The organism is uncultured Martelella sp., assembly GCF_963677965.2.
Classification (GTDB): Bacteria; Pseudomonadota; Alphaproteobacteria; order Rhizobiales; family Rhizobiaceae; genus Martelella; species Martelella mangrovi.
In genome coordinates this window covers 2957940-2971176 of record NZ_CAXXFM010000001.1, presented here as the reverse complement: position 1 = coordinate 2971176, position 13237 = coordinate 2957940, and the positions used below count along the sequence as shown (strand labels likewise).

At 60.1% G+C, this 13237-nt stretch carries 11 protein-coding genes; 9 read left to right on the top strand and 2 right to left on the bottom strand.

Translation table 11 applies throughout. The features are described 5' to 3' along the window. The first annotated feature begins 219 nt into the window (after positions 1 to 219). The 8 genes from ACHZCU_RS13860 to ACHZCU_RS13825 all read left to right on the top strand — a co-directional run bounded on the left by ACHZCU_RS13860 (position 220) and on the right by ACHZCU_RS13825 (position 9337). On the top strand, positions 220 to 1557 hold the full coding sequence (locus ACHZCU_RS13860; RefSeq protein WP_319519248.1) for a glycosyl hydrolase family 28 protein: 1338 nt from the start codon (positions 220 to 222) through the stop codon (positions 1555 to 1557). A gap of 162 nt (positions 1558 to 1719) precedes the next feature. Continuing rightward, on the top strand, positions 1720 to 2772 hold the full coding sequence (locus ACHZCU_RS13855; protein ID WP_319519247.1) for a LacI family DNA-binding transcriptional regulator: 1053 nt from the start codon (positions 1720 to 1722) through the stop codon (positions 2770 to 2772). Continuing rightward, positions 2769 to 3794 carry a PotD/PotF family extracellular solute-binding protein gene (locus ACHZCU_RS13850; protein ID WP_106303455.1) on the top strand — a complete coding sequence of 342 codons (1026 nt, stop codon included), beginning with the start codon at positions 2769 to 2771 and terminating at the stop codon, positions 3792 to 3794. The genes ACHZCU_RS13855 and ACHZCU_RS13850 overlap by 4 nt, the downstream gene beginning before the upstream one ends. A gap of 249 nt (positions 3795 to 4043) precedes the next feature. Beyond that, complete coding sequence (locus ACHZCU_RS13845; RefSeq protein ID WP_319519246.1) at positions 4044 to 4871, top strand: ABC transporter permease; 828 nt, start codon at positions 4044 to 4046, stop codon at positions 4869 to 4871. Beyond that, positions 4868 to 5647, top strand: coding sequence for an ABC transporter permease (locus tag ACHZCU_RS13840; RefSeq protein ID WP_106303464.1), 780 nt, complete (start codon positions 4868 to 4870; stop codon positions 5645 to 5647). Before ACHZCU_RS13845 ends, ACHZCU_RS13840 begins: the two co-directional genes overlap by 4 nt. Next, a complete protein-coding gene (locus tag ACHZCU_RS13835; protein WP_319519245.1) occupies positions 5640 to 6662 on the top strand; it encodes an ABC transporter ATP-binding protein in 1023 nt (340 codons plus the stop codon). Before ACHZCU_RS13840 ends, ACHZCU_RS13835 begins: the two co-directional genes overlap by 8 nt. A 9-nt stretch (positions 6663 to 6671) precedes the next feature. Then, positions 6672 to 7595, top strand: coding sequence for a nucleoside hydrolase (locus ACHZCU_RS13830; RefSeq protein ID WP_319519244.1), 924 nt, complete (start codon positions 6672 to 6674; stop codon positions 7593 to 7595). Further along, the gene (locus ACHZCU_RS13825) at positions 7592 to 9337 is read left to right on the top strand and encodes an adenine deaminase C-terminal domain-containing protein (RefSeq protein WP_319519243.1); all 1746 of its coding nucleotides are present in this window, start codon (positions 7592 to 7594) and stop codon (positions 9335 to 9337) included. Before ACHZCU_RS13830 ends, ACHZCU_RS13825 begins: the two co-directional genes overlap by 4 nt. A gap of 31 nt (positions 9338 to 9368) precedes the next feature. Here the strand turns inward: ACHZCU_RS13825 and ACHZCU_RS13820 are convergent, their stop codons facing one another. Then, positions 9369 to 10571 carry a M20 aminoacylase family protein gene (locus tag ACHZCU_RS13820; protein ID WP_319519242.1) on the bottom strand — a complete coding sequence of 401 codons (1203 nt, stop codon included), beginning with the start codon at positions 10569 to 10571 and terminating at the stop codon, positions 9369 to 9371. Positions 10572 to 11561: 990 nt separating this feature from the next. Here ACHZCU_RS13820 and ACHZCU_RS13815 point away from each other — a divergent pair. After that, positions 11562 to 12464 carry a GNAT family N-acetyltransferase gene (locus ACHZCU_RS13815; RefSeq protein WP_319519241.1) on the top strand — a complete coding sequence of 301 codons (903 nt, stop codon included), beginning with the start codon at positions 11562 to 11564 and terminating at the stop codon, positions 12462 to 12464. A gap of 18 nt (positions 12465 to 12482) precedes the next feature. Here the strand turns inward: ACHZCU_RS13815 and ACHZCU_RS13810 are convergent, their stop codons facing one another. Continuing rightward, positions 12483 to 13172 carry a phosphatase PAP2 family protein gene (locus ACHZCU_RS13810; protein WP_319519240.1) on the bottom strand — a complete coding sequence of 230 codons (690 nt, stop codon included), beginning with the start codon at positions 13170 to 13172 and terminating at the stop codon, positions 12483 to 12485. Positions 13173 to 13237: the final 65 nt, after the last annotated feature.

Sequence of the window (13237 nt, the reverse complement as noted above, 5' to 3'; positions counted from 1 at the left end):
GATGCGCGATCTTCGAAAACTCTGCCAGTATCCCCTCCCGAACGGCCGATTTATATAATCATGAAATTTTTTCTATTCCACCTTAAAGAAAACCGAATATTTCTCAATCGGCGCAATTGGACAAATTGCAATTTTTTCAGGCTAGATTTAGAGATCGATACGGAGATCGGAATAACTGCCGCAAAGGCATTATAAAAATATTTTTATTGGAGGAACACGATGCCGACACTGCGCGAAATACGGATTCCCGCGGAAGCGACACCGGCAACAGCCCGCATCCAGCAGGCAATCGACACCGCTGCCACCGGGCCGGTCCGTGTCATTCTGGAGGCCGGCCAGCATAAAAGCGCGGGCTTTGTGCTGCGTTCCGATGTTGAACTGCGGCTCGAAAAGGACGCCGAACTTTGCTTCGACGCCGATTACGACAGCTATGGCCGCGTTTTTGTGATCGCCGAAGAAAGCGACCGGGCGATGATCTCGGCGGCCGGCGCAAGCCGGATCGCGCTGACCGGACAAGGCCGCATCATTGCCGACAGCGCAGCATTCGTCACCGGCGACGATGCCGAAATGGGCACACGCATTCCGGCGCGGTTCAGACCCCGCCTGCTGGTCCTCGACGGCTGCAGCGATGTCAGCCTCTCCGGTATCACGGTCACAAACTCTCCGATGTGGACGCTGCATTTCGTCAACTGCACGCATGTCTCGGTCCACGCCCTGCGCGTGGACAATGACCGGCAAATGCCCAATACCGACGGCATCGTCATCGACGCATGCCGCGATGTGCGCATTGCCGACTGTGATATCTCCACCGCCGATGACGGCATCGTGCTCAAGACCTCGCTCCGCGATGACGGCCGCATTGCGGGAACCTGCGAACGGGTGACGGTAACCGCATGCAGGGTCCTGTCGCGCTCCTGCGCACTGAAAGTCGGCACGGAGAGTTTCGGCGCCTTCCGCGAACTGGCGTTCGAAGACTGCGACATCATCGATTCCAATCGCGGGCTGGGCATATTTTCGCGCGACGGCGGAACGGTTGAAAATGTCCGCTTTTCCAATATCCGGCTGGAATGCCGCGAAACGCCTGCCGGATTCTGGGGCTCGGGCGAAGCATTGACGATCAACAGTATCGACCGACGCCCCGGGACCCGTCCGGCCGGAAAAATCAGCGATATCGTCGTGGAGAACATCTCCGGCACGATGGAAGGGGCAATCAACCTCTATGCGGAACGCGAAGGCGGCATCGAAAATGTAACCATCAGAAATGTCTCCCTGCGCCAGACGCCGGGAGCTTTCGCGACAGCACAGGCCTACGACCTCAGGCCGACACCCGCCGATCTCGAAACCGCGCCGGATGAAGCCGGGCGCGCCAATGCGTGGCGCAAGGGCCCCGATGGCCGCGTTATCGGCCTTGTCGACTATCCCGGCGGCATGCCGGGCCTTTTTGCCCGCAACATCGCCGGCCTGACCTGCGACAATGTCATCATTGAACGCCCCGATCCCCTGCCACCCGGCTTTAATGACAGGTCCGTGCTCATCATCGACAATCCGGAGCAGTGAGGCCGCCCTTCATCCGGTCCCCTGATCATTCGGCTCAAGGGCGTCCATATTCCGCCTGACGGCCGCCCTTTCAGTTTTCCCGCCAAAAAATCGGGTGCGAGACTCGACACGCGGCCTTTTTTTCGTCATGTTTGCTTAATCGTTTAATCATCCATCGTACGTATGAAGCAGCGCCCGCCGAAACTGACCGAGATCGCTGACCGCCTGGATATTTCCACGGCCACCGTGTCCAATGCGCTCTCGGGCAAGGGGCGGGTGTCGGTCGAACTGGCGAAGCGCATCAAGCAGACCGCCGAGGAGCTTGGCTATGTTCCAAGCGTTTCGGCACGGGCGCTGCGCACCGGCATGACCGGCGTTATCGGGCTTGTCCTGCCCGATATCGGCAATCCGCTGTTCCCGCAGATCGCGCAGGCCATCGAAAATGCGGCGACCGATGCCGGTTTTGGTGTGTTGATTGCGGATTCGCGCGGCAGCATCAAGGCGCAGACTGAGGCCATCCGGCATCTCAGAGACCGGGGCGTTGACGGCATGATCGTCGTTCCCCGCCGCGGCACGCGCGTTGCCAATATCGGCTGCCCCGTGGCCATGATCGATTCGCCCTCCACGCCGGGCAATACCGTTTCGGCCGATCACTGGGGCGGCGGCTGGCTGATCGGAGAGCATCTTCAAGAACTTGGCCACCGCAAGGTTCTGCTGATCGGCAACAACCGCGATTCCATCGTGCAGAATGACCGTCTCGGCGGTGCGCGCGCTGCCCTTGCCGATGTCACGACGGAGCAGGTGTGGCTGGACAGCCTGCCGTTACCGTCCGCATCGGCGTTCGATCCGCTCTCCTGGTACAGGGCCGGCTTCACGGCTTTCGTCACCGTCTCCGATTTGCAGGCACTCAGGGTTTTGACCCACCTGCAGAATGCCGGCATCACCGTGCCCGCCATGGCCTCGGTTTCCGGCTTCGATGACCTGATGTTCGCAAGCGCCGTCATTCCCGCTCTGACAACAGTGCGCATGGATATGCCGGCCGTCGCCGGCATCGCCATCAACGCGCTGAAACAGGCCATTGAAGCCGGCTCCGCCTCTCCCGACCAGACGGTGCGCGCCAGTCCTGACCGCGTCCCCATGACCCTCGCTGCCCGCCGGTCCACCGGACCGGCACCTCAAGAAGAAGGGGAAAATCCCCTCTTTCAAATACCTTCAGAAGGAGAACTGAAATCATGAAGAAACTGTTCTTTTCGACAGCTCTTGCCGCTGTCGCACTGTCCACCGGCACCGCTTCGGCGGCAGACAAGACACTGACGATCTCCGTCTATGCCTTCGCGCAGGACGAATTCAAGGAAATCGTCTACGATCCCTTCGAGGAAATCTGTGATTGCAACATCGTTGTCGAAACCGGCAACAGTGTCGAGCGGCTGGCCAAGATGGAGGCCAACAAGGAAAGCCCCGTCGTCGATATGGCCGTCATGTCGATGGCCGATGCGCTTTCGGCATCGCGCGCCGGCCTGATCGCCGATATCGATTATTCCAAGCTCTCCAACTACGACAAGCTCTATGACATCGCCAAGGACCCGAACGGCGACAGCAAGAGCGTCGGCTACACATTCTACGCCACCTCGATTGCCTACCGTTCAGACAAGGTGTCGATCGACAGCTGGGAAGACCTACTGAGCCCGGAACTTTCCGGTCGCGTCGCATTCCCGAACGTGACCACCAACCAGGGCCCGCCCTCGCTCTACATGCTCGGAAAGGCCATCGGCAATGACGCCCCCGATCTGACGGCGCCGATCGATGCGGTCGCCGAACATCGCGATGATTTCGTCACCTTCTATGTCCGCTCCTCCCAGCTCGCGCAGCTGATGCAGCAGGAGGAAATCTGGGCAGCGCCCATCGGTCGTTTTGCCTGGGGCCGCTTCACCGACATGGGCTTCCCGATTGAATGGGCCATGCCGAAGGAAGGCCAGACCGGCGGTCTCAATGTCATGGTCATGACCAAGGACAGTGGCAATGAAGACCTTGCCATGCAGTTCATGGACTTCTGGCTGTCGACCGATGTCCAGACGAAGCTTGCCGAAAAGCTGGTGGACAGCCCCGCCAACAAGGAGGTCGTGGTGTCCGACGAGGTCGCCAACAACATCACCTATGGTGCTGAAACCGCCGACAACCTCCACCTTCTGTCATCCGAAACCCTGCTCGACAACCGCGACATGTGGCTGGAACAGTGGAACGAGAAGGTCGGCCAGTAAGATTGGCGGAAGCCGGCAGACCCGTTTCATCCGGGTCTGCCACAGCTATGGCGGCAGAAGCGCCGTCGGGTTGTTGATACTGCCCCCTCCTCCTGCGTCACCCTCGGGCTTGACCCGAGGGTCCATAAAACGGTGTCCATGGATGCTCGGGTCAAGCCCGAGCATGACACAAGAAGGAACGGACGTTTTTTCAGCAACCTGACTGCACCCGGTCTGCCCCGTACCGTCTGATAGAGAGAAAGCAACCTTATGTTTCAAAGCCGCGTTGAGGCCATGGCGCTGGTTCTGCCGGCCGCGCTGTTTGCCGGAGTGGTGTTTCTGGTGCCGGTGATCGTTCTGCTGACGCAGGGCATTCACATCGACGGTCAGTGGACGCTGTCGGCCTATGCCGACTTCTTTTCCAAATCGCTGAACCGGACGGTGTTTTTCAGAACGCTAAGGCTCGGGGCGCTGGTAACCGTGATCGCCGCCGTCATCGGCTATGCCACGGCCTATGCGGTCGTCAGCCTGCCGGAAAAAAGCAAGGGCCGGATGATCGGCCTCATCGTCCTGCCGCTGATGATTTCGCCGGTCGCGCGCACCTATGCCTGGATCGTACTGCTCGGCCGCACCGGCATCATCAACAAGGCCCTCGTCGGAATGGGACTTTCCGACGAGCCGATCCGCTTTCTCTTCACCGAAACGGCGGTGACCATCGGCCTTCTGCAACTGTTCCTGCCGCTGATGATCATCGCGCTGATATCGGCGCTTGAAAACATGCCGCGCGATGCCGTTCCCGCCGCCCGGGTTCTCGGCGCCAACTGGTTTCAGGTGTTCTGGAAGGTCATCCTGCCGCTCACCCGCGAGGGGCTGATCATCGGCGGCACGCTGGTTTTCACCGGTTCGATGACCGCCTATATCACGCCCGCCATTCTCGGCGGCTCCAAGGTGCTGATGCTGGAAACGCTGCTTTATCAGCGTGTCACCGTTGCCAATGATCTGGTTTCAGCCAGCGTCATCGCCTTCATCCTGATGGCCATGGCCTTCTCGGCCAATTTCCTGCTCAAGAAAATCGCTTCGGCACGAGGTGGCAAATGAGATCGCGTTTTTTCACCTTCCTGCCGCTGGCACTGACGCTGGTGTTCCTGATCGGCCCCTTCATCGTCATCGTCATGGCGGGGCTTTCCTCCGGCAATAACCTGGCGTTCCCGCCGCCCGGCCTGTCGCTGAAATGGGTCTTCAAGGTCTTCTCCGTCGAAAGTTTCCGCGACAGTTTCGCCATGTCGATGTTTCTGGCGATTTTCGGCACGCTGGCGGCGCTCCTTCTCGGCATTCCGGCATCCTACGCCATGTCGCGCTACAAGGTTCCGGGTGCGGAAACCGTGCGGCTGATCGTCTCCTCGCCGATCATCGTGCCGGGCATCATCGTCGGTCTTGCCCTGCTGCGCTATTTCGTCGTGCCGCTGTCGCTGTCGATCACGCTGGCGCTGTTCGTGGCGCATACCGCGCTGATCCTGCCCTATGCGGTGCGGGTCGTGTCCGCCAGCCTCAACAATCTGCGCTCCGACATCGAAGAAGCTGCAATCCTGCTGGGCGCCAGCCGTGCCGGCGCATTTTTCCGTGTTGTCTTGCCCAATATCCGCGGTGGCGTGCTGTCGGCCTTCATCCTCGGCTTCGTCACCAGTTTCAATCAGGTTCCGGTTTCGCTGTTCCTGTCCGGTCCGGGCGTGCGCACGCTCCCGATCGACATGATCGGCTATATGGAAACCACCTACGACCCCTCCGTCGCAGCACTTGCCGCACTTCTCGCTTTCCTCTCGATCGGCATCGTGTTTGTCGCCGAGCGTTTTCTGGGCTTTACCCGCTATGTCTGAACACTCCCTCCTCTCGTTGAAAAACCTGTCGCTTGCCTACGGCAAGAACACCGTCGTCGACCGGCTGAACCTTGAAATCGCAAAGGGCGAACTGATTGCGCTTCTGGGGCCTTCGGGCTGCGGCAAGACCACCACCATGCGTGCCATTGCCGGGCTGATGACGCCGTCGGGCGGCGAGATCGTTCTCGATGGCCGCGATGTCACCCATGTGCCGCCGAACAGGCGCGAAGTCGGTCTGATGTTCCAGTCCTACGCGCTGTTTCCGCATCTTTCGGTCTTCGAGAATGTCGCATTCGGGCTGAAGCTGAAGGGCATGCGCGGCAATGCGCTGGCCGAGCGCGTCAACGGAGGTCTTTCGGCTGTCGGCCTTGGCGATTACGCCGACCGCCGGCCCGCCGATCTCTCCGGCGGCCAGCAGCAGCGCGTGGCGCTCGCCCGCTCGCTGGTGATGGACCCGAAAGTGCTGCTTCTCGACGAACCGCTTTCCAACCTCGATGCCCGCCTGCGCCTTGAAATGCGGACCGAGTTGCAAAGGGTCCAGAAGGAAAACAATCTGACCATGGTGTTCGTCACCCACGATCAGGCCGAAGCGCTGTCGCTGGCCGACCGCATCGTTGTCATGCAGGATGGCGCCATCGAACAGCTTGGCACGCCGGAGGACATCTATAACCGGCCGGAATCCGCCTTCGTGGCGGACTTCGTCGGCTTTGAAAACATCTTCTCGGTCAAGAACGGCAAGCTGCACGGCAAGGGCGAGGCCTTCAGTCTCGACGCGCCCATTCCCGAAGGCGCAAACGGGCTCGCCTGGCGCCCGCAGCTGGTGCGTCTTGGGAAAGGTCCGTTCACCGGCACGGTTATCGGCGCGGCCTTTGTCGGGCAGATGCGCGAATATGTGCTGGCGACGCCTTTCGGCCAGATCAAGGCCGATGTCGATGCCGCCCTGCCCGCCCATCCGCTCGATACCGAACTGGCCTTCGATCTGAAGATCGAAGATGCCGTTGTGCTGAAACGCTAGGCCAGAACCATGGGTATCTGGATCGACACCGATATGGGGTTTGACGATATCGCGGCAATCCTCACCGTTGCAGCAAGCGGGCAAGCGATTGACGGCGTGTCGCTGACCTTCGGCAATGCGCCGCTGGGACAGGTCGAGCGCAATGCCGCCGGGGCTGTCAGCGCTTTCGGGTGGACGTTTCCGGTCCATTCCGGCGCCGACCGGGCGGTGATGGGAACGGCGGAAACGGCAACCGCCATCCTCAGCGAGGCCGGCATGCCGACGGCCGGCATGCGCCTGCCGGAGGCGACGCTCCCGTCCGACCTTCCGGCATTTGAGGCCCTTTGCCGCTGGTTCGAACGCGATGACGGGGAAAAGCGCATTCTGGCGCTTGGTCCGCTCACCAATATCGCTGCGCTTTGCCTCGCGCGGCCGGACCTTGCCGCAAGGATCACCGAAATCGTGTGGATGGGCGGCGGCGTGACGCTGGGCAACCATACGGCATCTGCGGAATTCAATGCGCTGGCCGACCCGGAAGCCGCAGCCATCGTGCTTTCGCGCGGTGTACCCTTCGTCATGGCGGATCTCGATTTCTGCCGGAAGATCACCATAAACATGGACGATGTGGCCGCCTTGCGCGACAAGACCGGCCGCAACGCCACATTGCTTGCCGACCTGACCGAGGGCTTTGTCGATATCGCCCGCAAGCGTGGACGAACGGAAATGGCGTTTTTCGATCCGGCGGCAGCGGTCGCCTTCTGCTATCCAGAATGGGTCACCCGGCAAGAGGTGCACCTTGCTTTCGAAACCGCAGGACAACTGACGCGCGGGCGCAGCGTGGTTGAAACCCGCGCCCACAAGGCGGAGTTCAACGCCGCGATCCTGACTGATGTCGATGTGAAGGCGGCGCATGACGCCATCCAGTCGGCCCTTCTGGCGGAGGCAGGCCGATGAGCCGTGAAAAAGCAGTAGCCGCCGCGCGCGGCGATCGCCCGTTCGACCTGCTGATTTCGGGCGGTACGCTGGCCGATGTTGCAACCGGCGAACTGAGAAAGGCCGATATCGGCATCTCCGGTTGTCTCATTGCAGCCGTGTTGCCCCCCGGCAGCCGCACCGATGCCAAGCAGCACCTCAACGCAACGGGGGCGTTCGTTTCTCCGGGGCTCATCGACATGCACATGCATATCGAAAGCTCGATGGTGACACCGGTAACCTATGCCCGGGCCATGCTTGCACGCGGTGTGACGGCCATCGTCTGGGACCCTCACGAACTGGCCAATGTTGCCGGCCTCGATGCCGTCGACTGGGCAATCGCGGCAAGCCGCGACATGCCGCTGGAAGCCATCGTGCTGGCCCCGTCCTGCGTGCCCTCTGCGCCCGGTCTGGAACGCGCCGGCGCCGATTTCGGCCCAGATATCATGACCGAACTGCTCGCCAGACCGGAAATCGGCGGCATCGCCGAGGTCATGAATATGGAGGGTGTCATTTCCGGCGATCCGCGCATGAGCGGTATTGTCAGCGCCGGGCTTGCTGCGCAAAAGCCGGTCTTCGGCCATGCGCGCGGGCTTTCCGGCGACAGGCTCGCAGCCTTCATGACGGCGGGCGTTTCCTCCGACCATGAGTTGACCTCCGGCGATGACCTGCTGGAAAAGCTGCGTGCAGGACTGACCGTCGAGTTGCGGGGTTCGCATCCCTATCTTCTGCCCGGCTTTGTCGAGACACTGAAATCGCTCGCCATCTGGCCGCAGACACTGACACTGTGCACCGATGACGTATTCCCCGACGACCTGCTTGAAAAAGGCGGTCTGGATGCCCTGATCCGCACGCTTGTCGAACTCGGCCTGCCGCCGGTACAGGCATTGCAGGCGGCAACGCTGAATGCGGCACAGCGGCTCAGGCGCGACGATCTCGGCCTTGTCGCCGCCGGTCGCCGGGCCAATATCGCCGTATTCGAGGATATGGAGCGCTTTTCCGCACGTCATGTTGTCGCAGATGGCAGGCTCGTTGCCTCATCCGGCAGGATGCTGGCAGAGATCGCCGACTATCCGGCAGGCGCGCTGCGAAAATCGATGAAGGCCGAAACGCTGTCGCCGGATGATTTTCGCGTGAAATCCAACGGCAACCGCGTGGAAATTGCCACGATCGATCAGCCGCGTTTCACGCGTTGGGGCAAGGCCGAAGCCTTTGTCCGCGACGGCACCGTCGTCCCGCCGGATGATGTGACCCTGATCAGCGTTATCCACCGCCACGGCAAGGCCCCGGCTATTCCCAAAACCGGCTTCCTGCGCGGCTGGGGACAATGGCGCGGCGCCTTTGCCACCACCGTCTCCCATGACAGTCACAATCTGACGGTTTTCGGGCAGGACCCGCACGACATGGCCATCGCAGCCAATGCACTGATTGAAAGCGGTGGCGGCATGGCCGTTGTGGCCGATGGCGAACTGAAAGCGCTTCTGGCGCTTCCGCTTCTCGGCCTGATTTCGGATGCACCGCTGGAAACCGTCGCCCGCGACTTTGAAGCGGTGCGCGCTGCTGCCGGAACGATTGCCGACTGGGAACCGCCCTACCTGACCTTCAAGGCGCTGGTCGGCGCAACGCTCGCCTGCAATTCCGGTCCGCACCAGACCGATATGGGCATTGCCGATGTGGAAGCCGGAACCGTGCTGGAAAGCCCGGTGCTCAGGATTATCGACTAGAGTGTCGGGCGATCAATCGCTCGGCATTCCATCACGCCGCATTGGCCGGCAATTCCGTTTCGGCAAGGCGCACCCAGTAGGCGGCGCCATAGGCGATGGCATCGTCGTTGAAGTCGTAGGCGGTGTTGTGGTGGAGCGCGCCATCGATGGCCGGTCCATTGCCGAGCCAGACATAGCATCCCGGCACTTCATTGCCGAAAAAGGCGAAGTCGTCGCCTGCCGTCGAAGGCGGAAAGGCAGTGCGCAGTTTTTCTCCGAACACGTTTCCGGCTGCCTTCAGGGCGGTCTGCGTCGGTTCCGCCGCATTGATCACCGGCGGTATGCGGCGGATGAACCGGTAGTCGGCTTCAATGCCGAATGATGTGGCCATGCCCTGCGCCAGCCGGCCGATTTCGGTCTCGAGTTGGTCACGGGTTTCGGCGGAATAGGCCCGCGCCGTTCCGCCGATTTCAACGATATCCGGAATCACATTGAGTGCCTTCGGATCGCCGGCCTGAAGCGAACAGGCAGAGACAACGGCAGGCTGAAGCGGATCGACCACCCGCCCGACGATGGTCTGCAGCGACGCGATGAAATGACCGGCAGCCGTGACCGGATCACGCCCGAGATGCGGCTTGGCACCATGCGTGCCTGTGCCCCTGAAGGTTACGAGCCAGCTGTCGGACGAGGCAAGTTGAGGCCCCTCGACCACCGCCATCTCGTCAACGCCAAGACCCGGCATATTGTGCAGCCCGTAGACCGCATCACAGGGAAATTGCTCGAAGAGCCCGTCTTCGACCATTTTTTTCGCGCCGCCCCGCCCTTCTTCGGCAGGCTGGAAAATGAAATGCACCGTTCCGGAAAAACGCTTCGAGCGCGCCAGACAGCGCGCGGCCGCCAGCAGCATGACCGTATGTCCGTCATGCCCGCAGGCATGCATTTTTCCCGGCGTCTTGCTCTTATAGGGGCGATCCGCCGTTTCCGGCATGGCGAGCGCATCCATATCCGCGCGCAGGCCGATGGCGCGATTGCCGTCCCCTGCCCTCAGCGTACCGACAACACCGGTTCCGCCAAGCCCGCGATGGACAGCGATCCCGTCTTCGGCCAGCAATTTCGCAACAATATCGCTGGTGCGTTCCTCTTCGAAGCCAAGTTCGGGATGGGCATGCAGGTCGCGGCGAAGCTCTGTCCAGAATGCAAGATCCGCACCGATCGCGGTCATCACGGCTTCGACAGAATTACGGTGCGCATTCATGAAATTCGGGCCTTTCAGTCGCAAGATGTGGCGACCGGACTAGAGTGTCCGGTTTGATCCGGCACCTTATTATCACCGATTTTCCAAGAGCACACGGCCAGGCGCAATCAGAACCACAAGGTTCATCACAATCGCCGGATTGTCAGGACTTATTGCGGGCCATTTCCAGGCTCGATTGTCGACAGCAGAGCCTGATCGTAATCGACCCCCACCAGCTTGAGCACGACAAGAATAACAATCAGAACAACGACAATCCAGAAAGGCTTCCGGTTATACAAAGGAGTCGGACGGAAGCAGTAAGAACAGGCCTTCGTTCCAAAACGCAGTTGATGATGACATGAACATTTGAACAATCTGAGATTTTTCAACTTCGACCCGAATCCTTTTTTTCGAAGCCGTTGTCCGGTAACTGCTTCTTCTGTTTTTTAGTCATCCGCCGCGGCGTTATCTCTGCTCTCTGCCGGAAGCCTCATCACGCGCCTCCAATCAAGACAGCAGCTACGCCTTTATTAAACGCGCGATTAACACGATTGGTTCCCTGAAAAAAAGAAAAATCGCCGGTCAAAGTTAGTAAATCCGCCTGATAACGCTATCTAGCAGACCTTGCATAACGCAAAGATATAAAACCATAAGTATTATACTTGTTGAGACACACAACCCTTACATGAAACTTTAAAATATGAATTACATTGTATTCAATCACACCTGCTTCTAACGTCATTCAATATCTATTTTTATTTATTTTATCATTTCATGACGATATCGATCAGTAACTACAAGAGACCAAATATACTCATTTTCCATTCCCTCATCGGGAAATACCTAATGCCATGAATCCGGTTGGCGGATTGCGCAGGCGCGCGCTATCCGGATAGGGCATCGCGGCGGCGTCCGGTGTTTGTATGAGCACGACCAGAAGCAAACGCGAAGCAGGTCCATCAACATGCTTCTGCATACGGATCAGGCTTTTCTTGGCGGGCTGCGCGACGTATGCTCATTTTCAAAGACAATCACGCGCTGACGCGCCGTCAGCCGGAACAGGACAGAACCATCATGCAGCCCAAAATCCGTGTTCTGGACCTTTCCGAAATCGAAATCCTTCTCGACTGGGCAGTGGACGAAGGCTGGAACCCCGGGATTTCCGACGCCGCCCCCTTCCAGGTAGCTGATCGCGAAGGCTTTTTCGGCTGTTTTGTTGACGGCGTCATGGTTTCCGGCATTTCCGCGGTGGCCTATAGCGCCGGCTTTGGTTTCATCGGGCTTTACATCACCCGGCCCGACATGCGCGGCAAAGGCTACGGCCGTCTGGTCTGGGACAAGGCGATGACCTATCTCGGCAAGCGCACGATCGGTCTCGACGGCGTCCCGGAACAGCAACAAAATTATGCCCGGATGGGTTTTGCCACCGATTACGGCACGGCCCGCTGGAGCGGTGTGATCGATGCTGCGCTCTGTGCCGGCCATGCCGACAGCCGGAGCATTGAGGAAGCGGACCTGGACCACCTGTCGGCATTCGATAACGCCTTCTTCCCCGCCCCTCGAAAGGCGTTCCTCAAGGCCTGGATCGAAGCTGCCGAAAGCGCCCGACTGATCGAGCGGGACGGCGATATTTTCGGCTATGGCGCCGCCAGAAAATGCCGTGACGGTTACAAGATCGGGCCGTTGTTTGCCAAGACACCGCAGGCCGCAAAGGCGCTTCTGGCAGGACTGGTTACCGACATCAAAGACCAGCGGATCGATATCGACGTTCCGGTGATGCAACTCGGCTTCATCACATGGCTGGAAGCTGCGGGCCTGACCAGAGGGTTCGAAACCGCCCGGATGTATCGCGGGACAAAACCGGACCTGCACATGGCCGGTGTTTTTGCCGTCACCAGCCTCGAGCTGGGATAGAGGACAACCGGCACTCTGTCATCGCCGCTGCGGCAGCCCCTTGTGCGGAATGGCGAACAGCAGGCGGTAGCGGGCAAAGATCACAGCCACCAGCACCGCGATCCAGGCGCCGTAAAAAATGCCTGCGGAAATATCGCTCGGATAATGCGCGCCAACAGCAACGCGGGCAAAGGCGAAAAAGATGGCAAGACTTGCGAAAACCGGACCAAGCCGGGGAAAGAGCAGCGCCAAAGCGGCAAACACCGCGCCCGAGGTGGTGGCATGGCCGGAGGGAAAGCTTGCATAATCATAGGCCCAGCCGCCGACCTTGAAATGCAGGTCGCCGACACTGTCGAAAAGCGTCGGTCGCGCCCGGCCGATCAACCGTTTCACCACATTGACCGTCGCACTCGCCAGCGCAACCGTGGCAAATATATAGCAGGCCTGATGGAAAACGCGCACGCCGCGATACCAGGCAGCAATTGTCGGCGCCCGCGCGACAAAACCCAGCGCAGCAAGGGCTACAATGCCGCTTGCAGTCAAAATCCAGGGTGCGGTTGTCAGGTCCGTCAGACCCGTTGCGGTCTTCTGGAAAGTGGCCGACATGGCGTCTCTGGCAACAGCGACCGGACCGTCCAGCGCCAGAACGGACAAGAGCACCATGGTGACCGCCGGTAAAAGAAACCAGGGCCAGCGGGTCGAGCTCAGGGAAAACGGCGTTGCCGCCATTGTCCGCTTCCGGAAAAGACGGGGCATGGACCGGCCGGGGACAGGGAGAGATCGGTGCGTTTTCT

What these genes read in the sequence shown, in the direction of transcription:
- ACHZCU_RS13850 (WP_106303455.1), top strand. Translation starts at nt 2,769, where the DNA reads ATGAAGAAACTGTTCTTTTCGACAGCTCTTGCCGCTGTCGCACTGTCC.
- ACHZCU_RS13845 (WP_319519246.1), top strand. Translation starts at nt 4,044, where the DNA reads ATGTTTCAAAGCCGCGTTGAGGCCATGGCGCTGGTTCTGCCGGCCGCG.
- ACHZCU_RS13835 (WP_319519245.1), top strand. Translation starts at nt 5,640, where the DNA reads ATGTCTGAACACTCCCTCCTCTCGTTGAAAAACCTGTCGCTTGCCTAC.
- ACHZCU_RS13860 (WP_319519248.1), top strand. Translation starts at nt 220, where the DNA reads ATGCCGACACTGCGCGAAATACGGATTCCCGCGGAAGCGACACCGGCA.
- ACHZCU_RS13820 (WP_319519242.1), bottom strand. Translation starts at nt 10,571, where the DNA reads ATGAATGCGCACCGTAATTCTGTCGAAGCCGTGATGACCGCGATCGGT.
- ACHZCU_RS13830 (WP_319519244.1), top strand. Translation starts at nt 6,672, where the DNA reads ATGGGTATCTGGATCGACACCGATATGGGGTTTGACGATATCGCGGCA.
- ACHZCU_RS13825 (WP_319519243.1), top strand. Translation starts at nt 7,592, where the DNA reads ATGAGCCGTGAAAAAGCAGTAGCCGCCGCGCGCGGCGATCGCCCGTTC.
- ACHZCU_RS13815 (WP_319519241.1), top strand. Translation starts at nt 11,562, where the DNA reads ATGCTCATTTTCAAAGACAATCACGCGCTGACGCGCCGTCAGCCGGAA.
- ACHZCU_RS13855 (WP_319519247.1), top strand. Translation starts at nt 1,720, where the DNA reads ATGAAGCAGCGCCCGCCGAAACTGACCGAGATCGCTGACCGCCTGGAT.
- ACHZCU_RS13840 (WP_106303464.1), top strand. Translation starts at nt 4,868, where the DNA reads ATGAGATCGCGTTTTTTCACCTTCCTGCCGCTGGCACTGACGCTGGTG.
- ACHZCU_RS13810 (WP_319519240.1), bottom strand. Translation starts at nt 13,172, where the DNA reads ATGGCGGCAACGCCGTTTTCCCTGAGCTCGACCCGCTGGCCCTGGTTT.